The sequence below is a fragment of the Bacillus sp. S2(2024) genome (assembly GCF_050474045.1).
Taxonomy (GTDB): Bacteria; Bacillota; Bacilli; order Bacillales; family Bacillaceae_G; genus Bacillus_A; species Bacillus_A yunxiaonensis.
Genome location: NZ_JBFLUS010000003.1, coordinates 3232852 through 3252385 on the forward strand (window position 1 = coordinate 3232852; position 19534 = coordinate 3252385).

The following is a 19534-nucleotide window of genomic DNA, read 5'->3' on the forward strand; positions in this document are numbered from 1 at the left end:
GAACAACCCAAAAAATGAAAGCGTTTTAATTATTATATAACAAAAATGATTACCTTGCTAGAGGTAATCATTTTTGTTTCTATTCTTCGTTTAATACACGCTCAAGACGTTTGCGAAGCATTGGCATACCACTTCCACCTGCTTGGAAATGGCGCAGTTTACCTTCTTTATCAAATACGTAATACGCAGGGACATATTTATTTTCAAATACATCTGTAATTACATGTTCGCTGTCAACTAAGATGGGTTGAATGATATCATGACTCTCTGCCATTTTTTCAATTACCGCTAAATCTAAATCATCTTCTGAACGCGGCATATGAACTGCAACAACATTTAAACGATCATCATACTCATCGCGTAATTCATTTACTTCTGGCATTGCTTCTTTACATAGATAACAACTTACTGACCAAAAGTGAATAAGCGTTGGTTTATCTCCAATTAACTCTTCACGTGTGATTGTGTCATTTAAAATTTGTGTTGCGCCTTCTAATGATGGCATTTGCTCGCGTAATTTCATAAACTTAATTCCCCCTTTAAATTATAACGTTTCTTGCCCAGGTTTCCAGTTTGCTGGACAAAGTCCGCCTGTTTGCAATGCTTGTAGAACGCGTAATACTTCGTCTACTTCACGTCCGATATTGTTGTGGTGTACAATTTGATACATTAATTCACCCTCTGGATTTATAATGAATAATCCACGAAGTGCAATACCTTCTTCTTCTAATAACACACCATAGTCATTGGATACAGTATGATTTGTATCCGCTGCTAATGGATAACGTAAATCACCTAAACCATTTTTCGTACGATCTGTGTTAATCCATGCTAAATGTGTGTGCACTGTATCTGTAGAAACACCGATTACCTCTGCGTCTAAATCTTCAAATTCGTCATAACGATCAGAAAGGGCGATGATTTCAGTTGGACAAACGAAAGTGAAATCCATTGGATAGAAGTATAGCACTGTCCATTTATCATTTTTCATATTTTCTTCTAAACTAACTTTTTTAAATTCTTTATTTGGCATCACTGCATTCATTTCAAAACGCGGTGCTTGTTTTCCTACTAAACGTTTTGTCATATCCGTATTCTTCCTCCTAAGAGCTAATTGATATTTATTTCTATTTTATAATCATTACAATTAGTATTATACATGTTATTAAATTGAAGTCAACATTAAATTAAAATTATTTTAATTTAAGTTTCTTTATCAATTAAATAGGTGTAATATTCAGAAATGTTGTTGTAAAATACAATTAGAGGAGGATTTTAATGAAACAAAACCATAAAGCTCTATACGATATCGTTTTTTATCTCATCTTTCCATTTGTTATTTGGAAATTCGGCAAACATTATATGGATGCGTATTATGCAATGCTCATTTCTTCTGTACCAGGTATTTTCTATACATTGTATAGTTTCAAGAAAGAACGACAATTTCATGTGACTGGCTTTTTCATCCTTATTACGATGATTGTAAACACAAGTGTAGACTTACTTTCTGGCTCAGCTGAAAAGATGTTATGGAATGACGTATACTATCACATTACACTTGGAACTCTTGTCATATGTACCATTTTTATTAAGCAACCACTTATGTTATATTTCGCCGCCGACTATGCTGCACTCCAAGGTTATGATCGAAAGGAATCACAAGTGTTGTACCGTGATCCTCGTCTCTTTCCATCGTTTCAGTACTTTACTTTGTTTTTTGGCTTACAGTTTATTGTACTTAGTTTCATCAAAATATATATGATTTCTAAGTTTGGGGTAGATGGATACGGAGAAATGAAAGCAATTATGACAGGAATTGGTTGGTTCGTTTCGATAGGAATCGGAGCTGGATTCCTTTGGGTTGGTCATAAAATTAGGCAAGTGACAGAAGCAGAATTTAACTTATAAAGTGAAACTCCCATCAGTGGGGGTTTTTTATTATTTTGAAGTAGAGTGTTTCTTTTTCTTTGGTTCTGTTAAAGAAAAAGAAATAGCATAGCTAATAAAAAAGAAAGCAAACTAAAATCGTGGATGCCGATAACGAAAAACATATACAAATATCACTCTGATATCTTTATATAGTGTTGGCATTCTTGAAGGAATAACTAAATCAAACTACAAGGGCGGTGAAAAAAATGGTTAAAAACAAGAATAATCAATTTAAAAATAATAAAAATGCTCAGCCAAAAGCAGATGTAGAATTTTCAGGAGAAAATGGACTTGAAAAAGTAGCATTAAGAGCTCAAAAAAAGCCAAAATAAGTAAAAAACATGGGGCAGTGAACTTGATGTTTTTAGAGATACTAATAGGTGCATTCGTTAAGTAAGTAAGAAACAAAAGTAGCAAGATAAACAAGTAGCTCCACTGTTTACAAACAGTGGAGCTACTTGTTTAGGTTATATTGTCGAATAGATGACGAGTATAACTCGCCGTAGAAATTGTACTATGGCATGCAGTTCTTTTCTAGTAGTAAATTATTCCAAAAGCATTAACTCGATTTTTTTCGCTTTTTCTTCACTTGCCGGTAAAATACTGCAGCACTTAACGGCAGTACACCGAACCAACGATTTAAAAATGGTTCTCTTTCCTCGCGACGCTGTTGCCGCTTTTGTTTTCGGTCAGCTTTTGGAGCATCCATATATGATACGAATTGTTGTGTCATATATCTTATATAATCATTTGTAGACATATCTCTCACCCCTACTAGAGTAGTATGTCCACTTTTTTATACCTTAATCTGCGTTTGAATTTCTTGCACAATTGTTTCAATACTTTTATTTGTCGTGTCTATTCTCAATGTTGCTTCTTCATAATAGGCTTGACGCTCTTCAAATTTCTCTATAAACGATGGGATGTTTTCTTTTTGAAATAACGGCCTTGTTGTATCCTCTGCAATGCGCTTTGCAATCACATACGGATCACAATACAAATAAATTACAACGCCATGTTCTTTCATCCATTGTCGATTTTCAGCTTTTTCGACTATTCCCCCTCCTGTTGTAATAATATAATCATTTGTAGGTAACGATTGCAGTACTTCACTTTCATACTTTCGAAATACATCTTCTCCTTCTTCCGAAAAAATATTTCGAATGATTTTCTTCGTGTTTTCTTCAATACGTTGATCTGTATCAATCACTGGGATCTGAAGTACACTGCTTAATGCTTTACCAATTGTCGTTTTCCCAGCCCCCATAAAACCTGTTATATATAATGCTCTCATACTACAACCTCTCCTCTTGCCAATTCGTAATCGCTTCGTTATTTGTATTATAACGAAAGCTCACTTTATGTGTGAGCTTTCGTTTCGTTATACATTGCAAAGTAACAAAAGCATCCCCATCTACTTTTGTGTAACCGCCCTTCGCTTCCCCTTTTTCATACGTATAAAAAAACTCTCTTTTTCCCATTCCAGTTTTTAATTCTTGTTTCACTTCTGCAACAGCTTGATCGGTTATTTCTTCTAATATAAACAATTCTTCTGCTTCTGCATAAAACTTTTGATCTGATAAGAATATATTTGTCTCATATACATAGAAAGACATGAGCAACAATATGAGAATGATTGTTCCCGGCATTGTAAATCCACTTTCAGACCTCATCTATTCACCTCAATAGCAGAATAACGGGTAACAACACCATCATATATCTTACCACTTATATCCTGCACGCGTATTATCAATGTATGCGCTGTTAATTCATAAGAAATATTCTCTACTTTTTGTAAAAGAACTTCATGTCCCGTACCATTTACTTTTCGAACAACATTATTTCCAGACATAACATACGTAATACGTTCTCCTGTCTTTGTTTTTAAAAACAATTTTCCGTCTCCACTATTTCCTTCCTGTACTTCTCGAATTTCAATTTGCACTTGCTCTAAAAAGATATTCCATTCCCAATTCGTAACTTGTTTAGAGTAAGGAGTTTCTATAAATAATACGTGAAGCCGAGGTAGAAGAAGAAAGAATACCGATAACAATAAAAAACACATCATCACTTCTAATAACGTAAATCCTTTTTCTTTTTTGCTATTTTTCAACATAGCGACACCGTTCATTTTCTCGTTGTTTCATATCTTTCCATTGTACACATGCCTTGTCAGTTTGCCATTGAATTCTATACGTTACATTCTCATATCGATTTTCTATTACTGGTGAAATTACATGATGATACATATATACAGCCGCTGCTTCTTTTAAGAATAGCTGTGCTTTGTACCGGAGTTGAATATTTTTTCGTTCTTGCATAATGAGAAGCGTTTGCGGGAGCAAGAGTGAGACCGTCATCATTAATAAACTAAGGGACACAAGAATCTCAAGCATAACCGAACCTTTTTCACACTTCATAATACGTAAATCTTCCTCTCCCAAGCTGAAATACGATATAATACGTTTTTGTCTTATAAGAAACAATAATTGTGCCGCCTCTATTAATATTTCCATCAGCACCGTAAGTCATTGGATTTGGAAACGTATTTAAGTTCACCTGTATATCAGATGGATAGTAACGAACAAGAACAAGAACAGGATCTGTTCCTCCTGAAGATGTAATGCTATACTTTGCTTGATTGGTAAACCATCGTAACGTATGACGATTACGATGGCTTACCGCTGATTGTTGCATAAAAAGAATGTCTTGGGAAAATTGATTAATAAACTGATCAATTTTTTGTTTTTCATATATTGAGGATAGATTAAAGTATGTTACAACACTTAATATAGAGATGGCGCTTAATACGATGAGCATTTCTAATAGCGTAAAGCCATTTTTCTTCACGATTTTCCTGCAACTGCAACTTCCCCACTTGTCGCATCAATTGTAATACTCTCACCTTTTGGACAAGTTTTAGATGTAATATATTTACCATTGTATAACTCGTCTACTGTTGGGACTTTATTATATTCTAGTTGATACGCTTGTACTTGCGCTTCAACAGACTTTACAAAGGCGTCGCATCCCTTCCCCTGTACAGAAGAGCGCTGTTTTACCACATTTGGAATAATAAGAAGCAGTAAAACAGAAATCACAAGCATTACAAGCAACATTTCTAACAACGTAAAGCCTTTTTCATTTTTCACAGAACAAGCCTCCTAAATAGAATCCATCATTTGAAACATCGGCATAATCATCGCCAAATACATGAGAATAACAACTATTCCGATACATGCAAATAAAAGAGGTTGCACAACAAATAAAATACGATTCATTTTCTCTTCCATCTTTTCTATTGTCAGTTCACTATAATCGGCAAGCTCAGCTGCTAAATTCCCATTTGCTTGTCCATGTTTAATAATATAAGAAAGCTCCCGTTCGTAGTAAGGACGGTTCATCATAATGAAATCAAGATGTTCGCCTATTGTTAATAACTCCTGTATTTTGAGAGCTTCACATTGAAAAAACGGATGATGCTTTTGTTCCTTCATTAATGTGAGCGCTTCTAATATAGATAACCCGCCTTGCAAAAGACCGCTTAATTGAATTGCAAAATAGTGTGAGTTCGTTAACATAAAAAACTGTTTTATAAGAGGCACTCGCATAAAAATATTCATTCTTCTAATCGGGTGCAATCTCTTTACATACACCATATATATAAGCACTACAATACCGATTACCAAAGCAGCTCCACCTATCACATACGGAAGGATTTGAATAAACGTTAAAATATCGTCTGTAAACGAAGAAGAAGACCCTTGGAGTGAACGATATAAAGTTGAAAACTGCGGAAGAAGAACCATATTAAATACGAGGAGGATTCCTAATAAAAACAAGGAAAGAAAAAGTGGATAACGCAATACTTTCATCATATTTTTTTGGTGTTTATCTTTTCTGCTGAGTAGTGAGCTTCCTTGTTGCAATGCAAAGGAAATGTCACCATGCTGCTCTGCATAAAATAAATAACTTAAAATATCTGGGTGAAATGCAAGTTTATAGAACACATCATGCAAGCTACTTCCTTTTTTAAATTCTTCAGCAGCATCTTGAAGCTGTATTTGTTTTTGAGGATTTAAGTGGAAATGAAGAAATTCTAATGCATGTAATAAAGAATATCCTTTCTCTAAGAGCTCACCAAGCCTTCGGAGCAATAAGGCTTGTTCATGTAACCGCCACTTCTCATGTTTAAACATAGATATCTTCTTCAATAAACCCTAATGCATATCCTTTTCTTAATTCATCTTGAAGCGTTGTATATTGATACATCGCTTGTTTTCCATTCGCTTCCCGAATTACTTCTTTTAGCTCATAACCGTACAATAATTCATAAATGCTTGCTCGGCGTACATGACGCATTTTTTTACATAACGGCGAGCATTTTCCTTTGCAAAATGGACATTTCAATTCCACTAGTCTTTGTGCCGCTACTGCTAATAACGACTGTTCAATTTCTTGAAGGGTAATACCATAATCCATTAAGCGTAACACCGCACTTTTCGCATCATTTGTATGCAATGTTGTCATAACTAAATGGCCTGTTAAACTTGCTCGAATCGCCACTTTTGCCGTTTCTTCATCTCGAATTTCTCCTACTAAAATAATATCTGGGTCATGACGTAAAATTGCTTTTAATCCAGTTGCATACGTAATACCAGCTTTTTCATTAATTTGAATTTGTAATAACCCGTCCTTTTTCTTTTCAACCGGATCTTCAAGCGTAACAATACGGCGAGTCTGCTCCTTCTTCGCTACTTCTAAAAGAGCATACATCGTTGTTGTTTTTCCTGACCCTGTAGGTCCTGTAAAAATAATTAATCCATGCGAATGATGTAAAAAAGAGAGAAGTGTTTTCGCGGAACTTGGGAATAAAGAGAGATGTGAGAGATTTGGCACCGCCGTTTGCAAGTGCATACGAATGACCAAACTTTCATGATGTATAGTTGGCAAAGTAGAAAGGCGTAAATATACTTCCTCCTCATCAATTTTCATCTGCAATGAACCATTTTGCGGCTTTCTCCTTTCACCAATATCCATAGATGCTAAAAATTTAAAGTGCGATACAAGCCGTTCGCAAAACTCTTTTGAAATACAGCGCTTTGTCATCAAATCTTTTCCAATACGTAATTGCACAACAGCATCTTCATGACGCGGCACAATATGAAGATCTGATGCACGTAACCGACATGCTTCTTTCATGATTGTGTCAGCAAACTGTTCAACAGCATTCACTATTATCCCCTCCTCACTATTTATATATCATAGCCATCATGAAAAGAAAAATGAGGAGTTTTCTATTTCTATCATGAAATTTTCGAATTTTCTGGGAGAAAAACAAGAAAAAGTATGTGAGATTATGAACAATTAATGAATCATTGCCAAAACTGATTATTATACAACATTATCTATATTATAATATTGTTATCCCAGATAAAGTGATAAAGGTGGCGATCCTCATGGAACAAGCTTTAAAAATTACAAACGTACTATCTGATCCAACACGCTATTATATTTATCAATATATTTCTCAAAAACATACTGATGTTACTGTACAAGAAATTGCTGACGAATTTAATATTCATCCAAATGTTGCACGTCTACATCTCTCTAAGCTAGAAGATGTAAATATGTTAAAATCAGAAACAAAAAAAACAGGCAAAGGCGGCAGACCAAGCCGGTTATACGCACTATCAGACGATGTAATTCAACTACAGTTTCCGTTTCGTGATTATCAATTGTTAGCACAAATTGCATGCAATACATTACTTAGCTTAGGCGAAGTTGGTAAAACTGCGCTATATGAGACAGGTAAACAGTTTGGCAAAGAATTAATGGAACAACATCTACGTCATCTAAACATTAACGAAAATGAATTGACTGTAGAACAAAAAGTACAAATTGCCAAAGAAGCTTTAACAACAGCCGGATTATCTCCGACATTTGAATTAAGCATTGATGAAACAAAAATTTTCTATGAAGTATACAATTGTCCTTTTAAAGAAGTAGCTATTCACCACCCAAAAGAAATTTGCAACATGCACGGAGATATGATGAAAGGTATCTTTGAAATTCTATTTCCAAACATGGATTTAACACGCAACGATACTATGCTAGAAACAAGTTGTAAGTCTTGTAGTTATCATATTCATATGTAAAATAAGAAGCCAGATTATACTGGCTTCTTATTATTTTGTAAATGTTTACAATAGTTAGAAAAGTGCATTATAATAAAAGAAGTATTTAGTTCATACAAAAGGAGGGGAATGGGATGGAGCGCATGTTTCGCGTTCTCGGCTTTTGGACTGGTATTTTTTCCGTCATGTTTTATTTAGGGGATATGTATAGCACAGCACTATTATTTTTAGGACAAACAGGATTTTTTGTACTTTTAAGCTATTTAAAATTAACAGAGCGCATGTACATTTATGTATTCGGCGCATATTTAACAGTTTTCTTCATTGGATTTACATACTATACGACATTCCTTCTTACACCAGGAATAGGACATTAAGATGGCATATATGCCATCTTTTTTTATACCTAACTTATTTCATAGTTGACTTATAGGATTTATTGGAATATATTTGTATGTAACAGATTTGAAGGAGGAAAATAGTATGAATACATTGTCAGTTAGCATAAACGTTGTAATTATGCTCTTATTAGTAGGCGTGTTATATTATATGCAACGCAAGCACGTTTCATTTAATAAACGTGTATTTACCGCACTTGGACTCGGAATTGTATTTGGACTTATTTTACAATTTTTTTATAAACCAACTTCTGAAGTCATTATCCAATCCAACAATTGGTTTAACTTAATTGGAAGCGGTTATGTTAAGTTATTACAAATGATCGTTATGCCGCTTATTTTAGTTTCTATTCTTTCAGCGTTTACAAAATTGAAACTAACAAATAATCTTGGTAAAATTAGCGGTTTTATTATCGGTATTTTACTTCTTACAACGGGAATTGCAGCTGCAGTCGGAATTGCTGCAAGCGCTGGTTTTGATGTGCAAGCAACTGGCTTGCAGCAAGGTGATGCAGAAACAGCCCGCTTAAAATTAGTGGAAGAAAAATTCACTTCCATTGAACAAACACCCATCCCGCAAAAATTATTAGAATTACTCCCTGCAAATCCATTTCTAGATTTAACAGGTGCTCGTCCAACATCAACAATTTCTGTTGTAATCTTTGCAGCATTTCTTGGGATCGCCTTCTTAGGAGTGAAAAAGAAATACCCAGAGCAGGCAGAACAATTTAAGAGTATGCTCGATGCCGTATATGCGGTCGTAATGCGGATGGTAACATTAATTTTACGTCTTACTCCATATGGCGTACTTGCTCTTATGGCAAAAACAGTTTCAGGTAGTGACATCCAGGCCATTTTAAAACTTGGAAACTTTGTATTAGCGTCTTACGTAGCACTCATTGTTATGTTTATTATTCACTTATTACTTATCGCTCTTTCTGGTTTAAATCCAATCCAATATTTGAAAAAGGTATTCCCTGTTTTAACATTTGCGTTTACTTCACGCTCAAGCGCAGGTACACTGCCATTAAATATTGAAGCGCAAAAAGAAAAACTAGGCATTTCAGAAGGAATTGCAAACTTTGCAGCATCCTTTGGTGTATCAATTGGTCAAAATGGATGCGCTGGTATTTATCCTGCAATGCTTGCGATGATGGTTGCGCCAACTGTTGGTATCGATCCGTTGCAGCCGCAATTTATCTTAACGTTAATTGCCGTTGTTGCGATTAGTTCATTTGGCGTTGCTGGTGTTGGAGGCGGAGCAACATTCGCGGCACTCATTGTACTTTCTACAATGAACTTACCAATTGGAATTGTTGCTCTATTAATCTCTGTTGAACCGTTAATTGATATGGGGCGCACAGCCTTAAACGTGAGCGGTTCTATGACAACTGGTTTGATTTCTAGCAAATGGCTCGGAGAATTAGATGTAAATACTTACAATGAAACAGTCAATAAAACTGAAGAAGTTGCATTATAAGAAAAAACAGCTGACAGTAATCTGGCAGCTGTTTTTTCCAAACATAGTTATATCATTCAATTTGTTAATGAATGATCGTTAAAGTAAGCACAGTAATAAAACTTTTTACAAATAACCTTGTTCCTCGCACCAATCATGAAATTGCCGAACATCTACATCAATTAAAACAATATCTTTTAATTCAATATCGATATTCATATCGTCAATTACAATCGCATATTCTGTACTGCTCTTCGTATCATTTCGTTTTATGAATCCAATTTGATTCCGATGCGGGCCATCTTTTACATATGCTTTTTGTCCTGTAATATCAAAGTTCAACATCTTCACCTCTTTCATTTGCTCCATTTCTGTATGTATATGATGAAACAATGAAAGAGTCCCCTACTTTTTGCTTTATTACAATTATTTTTCATTTGTTTTAATTGTATAAAATATACATAAAAATTCATGTTACAAACGAATTGATAGCGCTTTCTAAAATAAACTCATGTTATACTAATACAGTGAAAAATCCATTAATCGGGACTTCACTGATAATCAATTTCGCACATCGTTTTTTGTGGGCATTTATTCTTCACTATCTTTTAGGCTTTCTCACAGTCTTAAAGTGGAGGGCTTACTGTTCACAAATAGCGAGATAAAGTCGAATTTCTTAAAGAGGAAAAACAATGAATACAGTAATTATTACAAAAATCATCGAAACTTTAAAATCATATGGATTTCAAAATGCAGCATATTGCGAAAAAACAAAACAGTATCTGTTTCACAACGACACAGATATTATGAGCGGCTATGCAGAAATAACATATAGCGCTCAATTTGAAAAATTCAGCGTACACATTCATCCTATTGAAACACATCACCTTACAGAATTGCATGAAGTCGAGAAGCATATACAATCTTGCATACGAAAGGTTGAGTATTTAAATACAATCATTGAAAAGCAATATAAAAACGCAGAACATACAAAAAAAAGAACGTGCTAAGCACGTTCTTCTTTTATACAGTCATATTTTCTTTAATTTGAAGACCTGACGCATTCTCTAATAATTCAACTACTTCTTCTAGTGTCATATCAAAAATCGTTTGCTCACCTTCTACATAAGGAAACTTATGAAAACGCTTCTCCATTTTTTTCACTGCATCAGATGAAAATATCGAGCTATCTACATGAAATTCTGATTCCAATAACACAATACAATCTAATAAATGAAATCCTAAACCATTTATAAAGGAAATGAACTTCTCTTTTGACTGCGATGATACAAAAACGTTACGCTCAAGTTCATAAAATAATTCTTCGCCTAAGATCTCTTCCAGTTCATCATCATGTTCACGATTTATAATCTCTTCATACCCATAATCATCAACGAGTTCTTCTACTTCTTCTCCATCTTCAAATAGTAATTGTGCTAAAAGTGCACTTTTCTTATATTCACTTTGCTGTACAACTGTTAAAAAGTTTGTTTTCCATCCTTGCTCTAAATTCATATTTCGTTACTCCTTCTATACATTCTGGATTTTTAAATATATATTTTGTTGCAATTGCCTTTTCGCTTTCTCATTACACTGTTTAACAAATGGAGATAAGACAGATGCTCTTTGCATCTTGCCATTTCTATAAACAAACGGATCAATTAATCGTGCTTTTCCACCCTTATAACAAATGTCGTATTCTGCCCTGTTCTCTTCTAATTCTACTTTTGAATGTAAGGAACTAAGCATCTTCTCAATTTCACTATCTCCACTATTTCGCAACATATGTAATACCGTTTCATCATCAGCTGAAAAATCAGATAAATCCAAAATATTCTTTTGTAGCGCTTCTTGTAATACCTTTGTTAATATATAATAACCATACGAATTCAACGGATGCAAAAAGAAATCAATCGTTTCTTTATAATAAGCTTCTGTAAACCATTCTGCTGCCTGTACAGACTGTAAACATATTTGTCCGTTATGAACTGTTACGTCCTCTAAAAAAGAGCACACTTCTTGCTTTGTAATCATTCCATATGTGTATAAATCCCGTAACGTATAGTCCATACGATCTGCACATAAATTCGGCAGAGGTTGTTCTAACAACGTCCATTGTTCCCATTTCTCAATCATTCTATAATCATAGCCATATGTCTGCAAAATAGATGGAATATCTGAAGCTTCAATAACATCCATAAAGATTTGTTCATGATAATCTTCATCTTGCTCCTCTAATACGTGATCCACAATGTGAGAAAATGCTGTATGCGATATATCGTGAAGCAAAGCTGCAATTTGTTCTTCTACGCTACCACCTAACATTTTTACAAGAATCATAACGCCAACTGAGTGCTCGTAACGTGTTACATTCCACGCCGGATTCACAAGAAAGCTTGCGCCGCCTTGATGAATCTTCTTTAAGCGCTGTACTGCTTTTGATTGCAAGAGTTCTGCGAGCACACCATCTATATGATGTTCACCATATATAGTATCATTAATTGTAATCAAACTCTTGCCTCCTCTAACACTTGTTCAATAAATTCTTCTATACTGCCTTCCACTATATGTACTTCTGGTAAATGGTAAAACGTTGTATCTAAAGAATGATTTTCGCTATATAAATATACCTTTTTACCCCAAGCAAGTGCCATTCCAAACTCTGTATGACTCCCTTTCCCTCCATCCAACAAAAGCAGAAAAACGTCTGCATCTTGTACAGCTTGCTTTTCTGCTTTCCCAATAATTTCTAATTCCAATCTATTTGTCGCCTTTTCATTTATTGTCCAATCATATGTATGAATCCATCCTGCTCGTTTCAATTTATCAGCTACAAAGCGGACAAGAGGTTTATTTGTAAAGGTTGAAGCGATGTAAAATTTCATACTACTTCTCTCCTTATTATGAAATACATAGACAGGAAACCCTTTATATGCATGAAAAAAGAGAACGTTTACAACTATAACTCTTTTTTTACTTTTTTATTGCTTTTATCATTTAACATATCTAATTCAGCTGTAATTTCTGATTTTTCTAGTTTACGTTCTTGTGAAAAATTCCGTCCCATATAAACTATAATACTACCAATATACAATACTAAACAAACAACTAGAGCAATGTTTTCATAGAGACTTAGCCCCAACATAGTCACTCCTAATCTCATCCGTATTTTCACGCATCAACAATTAGAATTCTCCTGTCAAATCTATGTTATTGTAACATAAAGTATGCTGTTATCTCTATTCAAAAAGCATGATTTCTATGAAATCATGCTTTCGTGACGTAATCAATTATCGTTTGTAACGCTTCTTTTCCGTTATACTGCTGCATAGATCTTTTATACTGCAAACGATGGTTATACAATTCTTCCACATATTCAACAAGTAACGTTTCCGTTAAATCTTCTTCAAATAACACACGTCCATATCCTTGTTTTTCAAACGACTGTGCATTTAAAATTTGATCGCCTCGGCTCGAAGATTTCGGAAGAGGAATTAATAGCATCGGCTTTTGCAGTGTTAGAAATTCAAAGATTGCATTGGATCCTGCACGAGAAATGACAATATCTGTTGCTGCTAATATGTCTGGCAGTTCACCATGAACATATTCAAACTGCTTGTATCCTGGCATACTTTCAAGCTTTTCGTCGAGATTTCCTTTCCCGCACAAATGAACAATTTGATATGTTTGAAGAAGATCCGGCAATGCACCGCGAACTGCTTCATTAATGCGCTTTGCCCCTAAACTGCCTCCCATAACTGTAATAACTGGCTTTGATGCAGTGAACCGTAAAAATTGCAGTCCTTTATTGCGACTCCCTTGCAATACCTCTTCACGCACAGGTGACCCCGTATAGACTGTTTTTTCTTTTGGTAAATGTTTTTTTGCTTCTTCAAACGTAACAAATATTTTCGAGGCAAAACGAAGAGCAATTTTATTTGCAAGCCCCGGTGTCATATCAGACTCATGTAAAAAAACAGGAACACGGTTTAACCATGCACCAATTACAACTGGTACAGATACGAAGCCACCTTTTGAAAAAATAACATCTGGTTTTAATTTCCGAATGCGTACATACGCATCCATAACCCCTTTCATCACAAGAAAGGGGTCTTTTATATTTTTTAAATCAAAATAACGACGAAGCTTTCCGCTTGCTACACCATAATAAGGAATCCCTTCTTTTTCAATGATAGTCTTTTCTATTCCATTATGCGAACCAATATAGCACACGTTCCACCCACTCTTTTGAAAATGCGGTATAAGCGCTAAATTAGGCGTAACATGACCAGCAGAACCTCCGCCTGTAAATATAATCGTCTTCACAGTAAGTCTCCTTTTATAGAAGTTTTACTTTAGATTATAACACACTGAAATAACGTGCTTCCGGATGAGAAAACACCATTGCTGTAACGGAAGCCTCAGGTTCCATCATAAACCCTTCAGTTAAGGAGATTCCAATTTCTTCTGGATAAATGAGACGGAATAATTTTTCTTGATCAGCAAGTTCCGGACATGCAGGATAGCCAAAAGAAACACGAATTCCTTGATATTTTGTACGGAATCGCTCTTCCATCGTCATGTTTAGTGAATCTGGAAATCCCCAGCGATCACGTATGAGCATATGCGTTTTTTCAGCTAAGCCTTCTGCAAGTTCAAGTGCAAGCGACTGAATAGCATGGCTGCGCAAATAATCACCTTGCTCTTTCCACTTTTCTGCTACAGCGCGTACGCCTTTCCCAACCGTTACAGCTAAAAAAGCAACATAATCCATTTCATCTCCAACTGGGCGCAGGTAATCACCTAACGTGCGGTGCGGAGCTTTCCCTTGTCTTGGGAATGTAAATCGCTCTAATACACGCGCCCGATCTTCTGGGTCATAAATTAAGATATCTTGGTTTTTACTTTGTGCAGGAAAGAATTGATAAACCGCACTCGGACGTAACCATGATTCTCCTTCACGAAGCAATTCATCAATTAAATCATTGAGTTCATGGGCCCTTCTATCTCCTTCTTGCAGCAACTTTTTCACATTCCCTTTTAAACCCAAATGATGCCCAAGTAACATTTGTCGATTTAAAAACGGAGCAAGATGTGCTACTGGAAAATCCCGGAGAACGACACGTTTTGTAGAATCTGGTATGATAACTGGCACTGCAGGTAATTTTTCAATCTGTACTGGTACCTCTACTACTTTTTTCTCTTCTGTTGCAACAACATGTAAGTGGCGATTCGCTTTTTCTTCACGCATCTTTTCTCGTTCCTCTTCATGCTGCAGACGATTGATAAGATCTAACCCCGTCATCGCGTCGCTTGCGTATAATACGAGTCCTTGATAAGAAGGAGAAATACGCGTTTCTGTGAATTTCCGCGTCAGCGCTGCTCCGCCTACAACAATGGGAACATCAATATTTGCTGCTTTTAAGTCTTCTGCTGTTGTCACCATCTGTTGCGCAGATTTAACTAGCAATCCTGATAATCCAATAATATCGGGCTTTTGTTCTTTCACCTCTTGAATAATACGATCAGATCGCACATTAATACCGAGGTTCACAATATCATATCCATTATTCGATAAAATAATTTCCACTAAATTTTTACCGATATCATGTACATCCCCTTTTACTGTAGCAAGCAATACTTTCCCTTTTTTGGCACTATCAGTTGTCTCCATATATGGCTCTAAATAAGCAACTGCTGCTTTCATGCTTTCCGCACTTTGCAACACTTCTGCAACAATCAGCTCATTATTATTAAATAAACGCCCTACTTCATCCATTCCTGCCATAAGCGGCCCATTAATAATATCGAGCGGCTTTCTTCCTTCAGCAAGCGCAGCTTGCAAGTCATCGTGTAATCCTTGCTTCGTTCCTTCGACAATATAATGAGATATGCGCTCATCAAGCGTTAGCGTTTCAGCTGCTATGACTTCTTTCTGCTTCACATTACGATAAAAGTTTGTAAACTTCTCTAATGTTTCTTTCGTCGTTTCAAACAAAAGAGCATTTGCTAGTGCTTTCTCTTCTTCAGAAATAGAGGCATAGCGCTCTAGTTTTTCAGTATTAACAATTGCATAATCTAAGCCTGCCTTTGTAGCATGATATAAAAAGACTGAATTTAATACTTCGCGTCCTGCTGGTGGTAAACCGAACGAAATATTACTTACACCTAATATCGTTAAACACTCAGGCATTGCTTCTTTTATAAGCCGAATGCCTTCAATTGTTGCCGCAGCTGAACCGATATATTCTTCATCTCCTGTTCCAACAGGGAATACAAGTGCATCAAAAATAATATCAGATGGGCGTACTCCGTATTTCGTTGTTAATAACTCATAACTTCTTTTCGCAATTTCAAGCTTCCGCTTGGCCGTTACCGCCATACCAATTTCATCAATTGTTCCAACAACAATAGCAGCTCCATACTGTTTAATAAGTGGAATCACTTTTTCAAAACGCTCTTCTCCATTTTCTAAGTTAATGGAGTTAATCACTCCTTTTCCTTGCAAATAAGTAAGAGCTCTTGCCATAACTTTCTCATCTGTCGAATCGATCATAATTGGCACCTTTAATACTTTCGTCACAGCTTGCAGGAAATTCTCCATATCTTCTACTTCATCACGGTCTGGATCTGCCATACAAATATCAATAATATGGGCATTTTTCTTTACTTGTGCCCTCGCTACTTCTGCTGCTTCTTCAAAATTCCCGTCTGCAACAAGACGTTTAAATTTCCTTGAGCCAATTACATTCGTACGCTCCCCAACGAATAACGGACGCATTGCATCTTCATATTGCAACGCTTCAAGCCCGCTAATTCCATGTCCTTTTCTTTCTTGTTTCACACGTGGCTGAAATGATAACAACGCCTCTTTCATCGCTCGAATGTGCGCTGGCGTTGTTCCGCAACATCCACCAACAATATTGACCCAACCTTCTTCTGCAAACTGCTTCACTTTATATGCAAGCGAATGCGGTGATTCATGATAATGGCCATCTTCATCCGGAAGCCCAGCATTTGGATAACAAGAAATATAACACTCTGATAACTCTGCGAGTGAACGAATATGTTCTCTCATAAACTCCGGTCCTGTTGCGCAGTTTAACCCTACTGATAATGGATTCATATGCTCTACCGATAAGTAAAATGCCTCAATTGTTTGCCCAGCTAACGTTGTTCCCATCGGTTCAATTGTTCCAGAAATCATAAGAGGAACTCTTTTATCGGCCTCAACAAATGCCTTTTCAATTCCTAAACAGGCCGCTTTTACATTACGCATATCCTGACTTGTTTCCACAAGTAACAAATCTACACCACCACGCAATAACCCGCGCGCCTGTCTTGTGTATGCCTCAATAAGCCCTTCAAACGTCACCCCGCCTGTAACACTAATCGCTTTTGTTGTTGGGCCCATTGCTCCTGCTACATATACTTCTTTTTCGCTCTCTATTACAGCCTGTTTTGCTAATTGAGCTGCCTTTTCATTTAACTCCTCATCTAAGTGAGAGAGATTATAATCACTTAGTACAATGTTCGTTGCACCAAATGTATTCGTTTCAATAATATCTGCTCCTGCTTCAATATACGCTTTATGAATATGTAAAATAACATCTGGTCGTGTTTTTACTAAATATTCATTACATCCTTCATATTCTTCTCCGCCAAAATCTACAGCCGAAAGGTCTTCTTGTTGAATCATCGTCCCCATTGCACCATCTAAAATTAAAATGTCTTGCTGCAATCTTTCCTCGATTGGTCTCATACATTCATTCCTTCTTTCTGCTCTTTCTTCGCCTGAATATACTTAACAAGTACTTCTGTCACTTCGTACTTTAAAAATGGTGTAATTAAATAAATACCATTAAATAATTCCATCGCAACATCAATTAACTCTTGAGATATACGAATCCCTTCTGTCACTGCTTCTTCTGACGTTCTATGTCCATCCATACGCCTTCTCACTTGTTCTGGAAGGGTAATGCCTGGCACTTCAAAATGTAGAAAATCCGCATTTCGTTTACTTACAAGTGGCATAATACCAATAAAAATTGGCTGCTCAATATGCTTCGTTGCTTCATATACGCTTCGAATGACTGCAGCATCATAAATAGGCTGCGTTAAAAAATACTCCGCTCCAGCTGCAATTTTTTTCTCCATTCGTTTTACAGCTGCTTCTATATGTCTTACATTCGGATTAAAGGCCCCGCCCACTGAAAAATGGGTAGCTTCTCCAATTGTTTTCCCTAAAATAGAACGCCCATTATTCATTTCTTTAATCATTTTAATGAGCTCTACAGAAGAAAGATCATATACAGATGTTGCACCAGGAAAATCACCAACGCGAGCTGGATCCCCCGTTAATGCTAATACTTCCTCCATACCGAGCGCTGCTAATCCAAGTAAATGAGACTGCAGCCCGATCACATTATGATCACGGCACGTTAAATGAGTTAATACAGGAATATCATTCTTTGTTAATAACGCACCCATTGCCATGTTTGATACACGAGGTGATGCTAAGGAATTATCTGCCAACGTAATAGCATTTGCTCCCGCACGCTTCAACGCTTTTGCTCCTTCAAAAAACCTTTGTGTATCCAAAGTTTTTGGCGGGTCAAGCTCAACAATCACTGTCGTTTCTTTCTTCGCTTTTTCTGCTAACGTAATTCGATCCACTGTATGTACACGCTTCGTTGTTATTACTTCTGCATGCTTTACAACTTCTTTAGCTGTTACAGGACGCTCATTTTCAAGTGCTCCCTTCATCGCTTCGATATGAGCAGGGGTTGTACCGCAACACCCCCCTAGTAACCTAACTCCTTGCTTAATAAATTCTGGCGCCATCTCTTCAAAATAAGCAGGGCTTCCTTCATATACATAACGACCTTCTACATACTTAGGAAGACCGGCATTTGGATATGCAGATAAATAACCATATTCAGGAATTGCTATTGTTTTAAAAGATTCAATCATATGAAGCGGCCCTAATTGACAATTTAATCCGACCACATTTGCACCATACTCTATAAGCCGCTTCAATACACTATCTACACTATTTCCATTTTGAGTTGTACCAGCCGCATGAAGAGCAAGCTGTGCAATAAGAGGGACATTTGTTTGCTTTCGTAATACTTTCACTGCATGAAGCAATTCAAATTCATCGTAAAAGGTTTCTAATAATATCCCATCAACATTTTCTTCTAGCAGAGCATTTGCTTGCTCTAAGAGCATAAATTCTCGTTCCATATCAGTCGTTGTAACTGCTCCAATGTGTTTCATACCACCGATTGTTCCAACAATTGCATTCTTTTCTGTCGCTGCTTCTTTTGCATGTCTTACAGCAGCACGGTTAATCTTTCTTACGCGATCCTCAAGCCCATACATCCGAAGTTTTCCTTCATTTGCTCCATATGTATTTGTTTGAATAACATCTGCCCCAGCAGCAACATATTGTTTATGAATCGAAATAATCCGCTCCGGCTCAGATAAATTCAATTCTTCAAAGCAGCTTTGTAAACCATGAGAGTGCAACAATGTTCCCATTGCTCCGTCCCCAATAACAACTCCTCTTTGCAATAAATCTAGTAATTTCACATATCTCCCTCTTTTCT

The 19534-nt window shown here is 36.2% G+C and carries 24 protein-coding genes and 1 pseudogene; 6 read left to right on the forward strand and 19 right to left on the reverse strand.

Annotated features, from left to right (window positions below; genetic code table 11):
* Positions 1 to 79: 79 nt before the first annotated feature.
* Together AB1284_RS16370 and AB1284_RS16375 are read right to left on the reverse strand one after the other, a co-directional pair.
* Positions 80 to 523 (reverse strand): TlpA disulfide reductase family protein, encoded by a 444-nt coding sequence (locus tag AB1284_RS16370; protein WP_429753889.1) that lies wholly within the window; start codon positions 521 to 523, stop codon positions 80 to 82.
* 21 nt (positions 524 to 544) lie between these two features.
* Positions 545 to 1087, reverse strand: coding sequence for a peroxiredoxin (locus tag AB1284_RS16375; protein ID WP_429753888.1), 543 nt, complete (start codon positions 1085 to 1087; stop codon positions 545 to 547).
* A 191-nt stretch (positions 1088 to 1278) separates the two neighbouring features.
* Here AB1284_RS16375 and AB1284_RS16380 point away from each other — a divergent pair, with 191 nt between their 5' ends.
* On the forward strand, positions 1279 to 1908 hold the full coding sequence (locus AB1284_RS16380; RefSeq protein ID WP_429753887.1) for a VC0807 family protein: 630 nt from the start codon (positions 1279 to 1281) through the stop codon (positions 1906 to 1908).
* Between the two features lie 227 nt (positions 1909 to 2135).
* On the forward strand, positions 2136 to 2261 hold the full coding sequence (locus AB1284_RS16385) for a hypothetical protein (protein ID WP_429753886.1): 126 nt from the start codon (positions 2136 to 2138) through the stop codon (positions 2259 to 2261).
* 227 nt (positions 2262 to 2488) lie between these two features.
* Here the strand turns inward: AB1284_RS16385 and AB1284_RS16390 are convergent, their stop codons facing one another.
* The 9 genes from AB1284_RS16390 to comGA are packed head-to-tail and all read right to left on the reverse strand — an operon-like array spanning position 2489 to position 7164.
* Complete coding sequence (locus tag AB1284_RS16390) at positions 2489 to 2689, reverse strand: YqzE family protein (protein ID WP_336481638.1); 201 nt, start codon at positions 2687 to 2689, stop codon at positions 2489 to 2491.
* A gap of 36 nt (positions 2690 to 2725) precedes the next feature.
* A complete protein-coding gene (locus AB1284_RS16395; protein WP_429753885.1) occupies positions 2726 to 3223 on the reverse strand; it encodes a shikimate kinase in 498 nt (165 codons plus the stop codon).
* 1 nt (position 3224) lies between these two features.
* Positions 3225 to 3602: a competence type IV pilus minor pilin ComGG gene (gene comGG / locus AB1284_RS16400; protein ID WP_429753884.1), complete on the reverse strand. Its 378-nt coding sequence runs from the start codon at positions 3600 to 3602 to the stop codon at positions 3225 to 3227.
* On the reverse strand, positions 3599 to 4045 hold the full coding sequence (gene comGF / locus AB1284_RS16405; protein ID WP_429753883.1) for a competence type IV pilus minor pilin ComGF: 447 nt from the start codon (positions 4043 to 4045) through the stop codon (positions 3599 to 3601). Before comGF ends, comGG begins: the two co-directional genes overlap by 4 nt.
* The gene (locus tag AB1284_RS16410; RefSeq protein WP_429753882.1) at positions 4032 to 4349 is read right to left on the reverse strand and encodes a type II secretion system protein; all 318 of its coding nucleotides are present in this window, start codon (positions 4347 to 4349) and stop codon (positions 4032 to 4034) included. The genes comGF and AB1284_RS16410 overlap by 14 nt, the downstream gene beginning before the upstream one ends.
* Positions 4339 to 4779, reverse strand: a complete 441-nt coding sequence (gene comGD, locus AB1284_RS16415; RefSeq protein WP_429753881.1) for a competence type IV pilus minor pilin ComGD — start codon at positions 4777 to 4779, stop codon at positions 4339 to 4341. Before comGD ends, AB1284_RS16410 begins: the two co-directional genes overlap by 11 nt.
* Entirely contained in the window at positions 4776 to 5081 is a 306-nt protein-coding gene (gene comGC / locus AB1284_RS16420; protein ID WP_429753880.1) for a competence type IV pilus major pilin ComGC, read from the reverse strand. Before comGC ends, comGD begins: the two co-directional genes overlap by 4 nt.
* A 12-nt stretch (positions 5082 to 5093) precedes the next feature.
* Positions 5094 to 6128, reverse strand: a complete 1035-nt coding sequence (comGB, locus tag AB1284_RS16425) for a competence type IV pilus assembly protein ComGB (RefSeq protein WP_429753879.1) — start codon at positions 6126 to 6128, stop codon at positions 5094 to 5096.
* Entirely contained in the window at positions 6121 to 7164 is a 1044-nt protein-coding gene (gene comGA / locus AB1284_RS16430; protein WP_429753878.1) for a competence type IV pilus ATPase ComGA, read from the reverse strand. The genes comGB and comGA overlap by 8 nt, the downstream gene beginning before the upstream one ends.
* Before the next feature lie 224 nt (positions 7165 to 7388).
* On the opposite strand from comGA, the gene AB1284_RS16435 reads away from it, so the two are divergent.
* The 3 genes from AB1284_RS16435 (at position 7389) to AB1284_RS16445 (ending at position 9944) form a co-directional block, all read left to right on the forward strand.
* The gene (locus AB1284_RS16435) at positions 7389 to 8087 is read left to right on the forward strand and encodes a helix-turn-helix transcriptional regulator (RefSeq protein WP_429753877.1); all 699 of its coding nucleotides are present in this window, start codon (positions 7389 to 7391) and stop codon (positions 8085 to 8087) included.
* A gap of 113 nt (positions 8088 to 8200) precedes the next feature.
* The gene (locus AB1284_RS16440; RefSeq protein ID WP_336481649.1) at positions 8201 to 8443 is read left to right on the forward strand and encodes a DUF2626 domain-containing protein; all 243 of its coding nucleotides are present in this window, start codon (positions 8201 to 8203) and stop codon (positions 8441 to 8443) included.
* 106 nt (positions 8444 to 8549) lie between these two features.
* Entirely contained in the window at positions 8550 to 9944 is a 1395-nt protein-coding gene (locus tag AB1284_RS16445; RefSeq protein ID WP_429753876.1) for an L-cystine transporter, read from the forward strand.
* A gap of 105 nt (positions 9945 to 10049) precedes the next feature.
* Here the strand turns inward: AB1284_RS16445 and AB1284_RS16450 are convergent, their stop codons facing one another.
* On the reverse strand, positions 10050 to 10265 hold the full coding sequence (locus AB1284_RS16450) for a DUF3912 family protein (RefSeq protein ID WP_429754439.1): 216 nt from the start codon (positions 10263 to 10265) through the stop codon (positions 10050 to 10052).
* 350 nt (positions 10266 to 10615) lie between these two features.
* On the opposite strand from AB1284_RS16450, the gene AB1284_RS16455 reads away from it, so the two are divergent.
* Positions 10616 to 10933, forward strand: a complete 318-nt coding sequence (locus tag AB1284_RS16455; RefSeq protein WP_336481652.1) for a hypothetical protein — start codon at positions 10616 to 10618, stop codon at positions 10931 to 10933.
* Between the two features lie 13 nt (positions 10934 to 10946).
* On the opposite strand, the gene AB1284_RS16460 is transcribed toward AB1284_RS16455, so the two are convergent.
* The 7 genes and pseudogenes from AB1284_RS16460 to AB1284_RS16490 all read right to left on the reverse strand — a co-directional run bounded on the left by AB1284_RS16460 (position 10947) and on the right by AB1284_RS16490 (position 19517).
* Positions 10947 to 11438: a hypothetical protein gene (locus tag AB1284_RS16460; protein WP_429753875.1), complete on the reverse strand. Its 492-nt coding sequence runs from the start codon at positions 11436 to 11438 to the stop codon at positions 10947 to 10949.
* A gap of 15 nt (positions 11439 to 11453) precedes the next feature.
* Positions 11454 to 12431, reverse strand: coding sequence for an HD domain-containing protein (locus AB1284_RS16465; protein ID WP_429754438.1), 978 nt, complete (start codon positions 12429 to 12431; stop codon positions 11454 to 11456).
* Entirely contained in the window at positions 12431 to 12808 is a 378-nt protein-coding gene (locus tag AB1284_RS16470) for a group-specific protein (protein WP_429753874.1), read from the reverse strand. The genes AB1284_RS16465 and AB1284_RS16470 overlap by 1 nt, the downstream gene beginning before the upstream one ends.
* Before the next feature lie 74 nt (positions 12809 to 12882).
* Positions 12883 to 13105: pseudogene (locus AB1284_RS16475) on the reverse strand (DUF3966 domain-containing protein).
* Between the two features lie 85 nt (positions 13106 to 13190).
* Positions 13191 to 14249 carry an undecaprenyldiphospho-muramoylpentapeptide beta-N-acetylglucosaminyltransferase gene (locus tag AB1284_RS16480; RefSeq protein WP_429753873.1) on the reverse strand — a complete coding sequence of 353 codons (1059 nt, stop codon included), beginning with the start codon at positions 14247 to 14249 and terminating at the stop codon, positions 13191 to 13193.
* 34 nt (positions 14250 to 14283) lie between these two features.
* On the reverse strand, positions 14284 to 17685 hold the full coding sequence (metH, locus tag AB1284_RS16485; protein WP_429753872.1) for a methionine synthase: 3402 nt from the start codon (positions 17683 to 17685) through the stop codon (positions 14284 to 14286).
* Entirely contained in the window at positions 17682 to 19517 is a 1836-nt protein-coding gene (locus tag AB1284_RS16490) for a bifunctional homocysteine S-methyltransferase/methylenetetrahydrofolate reductase (protein WP_429753871.1), read from the reverse strand. The genes metH and AB1284_RS16490 overlap by 4 nt, the downstream gene beginning before the upstream one ends.
* Positions 19518 to 19534: the final 17 nt, after the last annotated feature.

Excerpts from the sequence above, each read along its gene's own strand:
- AB1284_RS16375 (WP_429753888.1), bottom strand. The coding sequence starts at position 1,087 with ATGACAAAACGTTTAGTAGGAAAACAAGCACCGCGTTTTGAAATGAAT.
- AB1284_RS16390 (WP_336481638.1), bottom strand. The coding sequence starts at position 2,689 with ATGTCTACAAATGATTATATAAGATATATGACACAACAATTCGTATCA.
- AB1284_RS16470 (WP_429753874.1), bottom strand. The coding sequence starts at position 12,808 with ATGAAATTTTACATCGCTTCAACCTTTACAAATAAACCTCTTGTCCGC.
- AB1284_RS16385 (WP_429753886.1), top strand. The coding sequence starts at position 2,136 with ATGGTTAAAAACAAGAATAATCAATTTAAAAATAATAAAAATGCTCAG.
- AB1284_RS16410 (WP_429753882.1), bottom strand. The coding sequence starts at position 4,349 with ATGAAGTGTGAAAAAGGTTCGGTTATGCTTGAGATTCTTGTGTCCCTT.
- AB1284_RS16435 (WP_429753877.1), top strand. The coding sequence starts at position 7,389 with ATGGAACAAGCTTTAAAAATTACAAACGTACTATCTGATCCAACACGC.
- AB1284_RS16445 (WP_429753876.1), top strand. The coding sequence starts at position 8,550 with ATGAATACATTGTCAGTTAGCATAAACGTTGTAATTATGCTCTTATTA.
- AB1284_RS16380 (WP_429753887.1), top strand. The coding sequence starts at position 1,279 with ATGAAACAAAACCATAAAGCTCTATACGATATCGTTTTTTATCTCATC.
- comGB (WP_429753879.1), bottom strand. The coding sequence starts at position 6,128 with ATGTTTAAACATGAGAAGTGGCGGTTACATGAACAAGCCTTATTGCTC.
- AB1284_RS16395 (WP_429753885.1), bottom strand. The coding sequence starts at position 3,223 with ATGAGAGCATTATATATAACAGGTTTTATGGGGGCTGGGAAAACGACA.
- AB1284_RS16455 (WP_336481652.1), top strand. The coding sequence starts at position 10,616 with ATGAATACAGTAATTATTACAAAAATCATCGAAACTTTAAAATCATAT.
- AB1284_RS16440 (WP_336481649.1), top strand. The coding sequence starts at position 8,201 with ATGGAGCGCATGTTTCGCGTTCTCGGCTTTTGGACTGGTATTTTTTCC.
- metH (WP_429753872.1), bottom strand. The coding sequence starts at position 17,685 with ATGAGACCAATCGAGGAAAGATTGCAGCAAGACATTTTAATTTTAGAT.
- AB1284_RS16370 (WP_429753889.1), bottom strand. The coding sequence starts at position 523 with ATGAAATTACGCGAGCAAATGCCATCATTAGAAGGCGCAACACAAATT.
- AB1284_RS16460 (WP_429753875.1), bottom strand. The coding sequence starts at position 11,438 with ATGAATTTAGAGCAAGGATGGAAAACAAACTTTTTAACAGTTGTACAG.
- comGG (WP_429753884.1), bottom strand. The coding sequence starts at position 3,602 with ATGAGGTCTGAAAGTGGATTTACAATGCCGGGAACAATCATTCTCATA.
- comGF (WP_429753883.1), bottom strand. The coding sequence starts at position 4,045 with ATGTTGAAAAATAGCAAAAAAGAAAAAGGATTTACGTTATTAGAAGTG.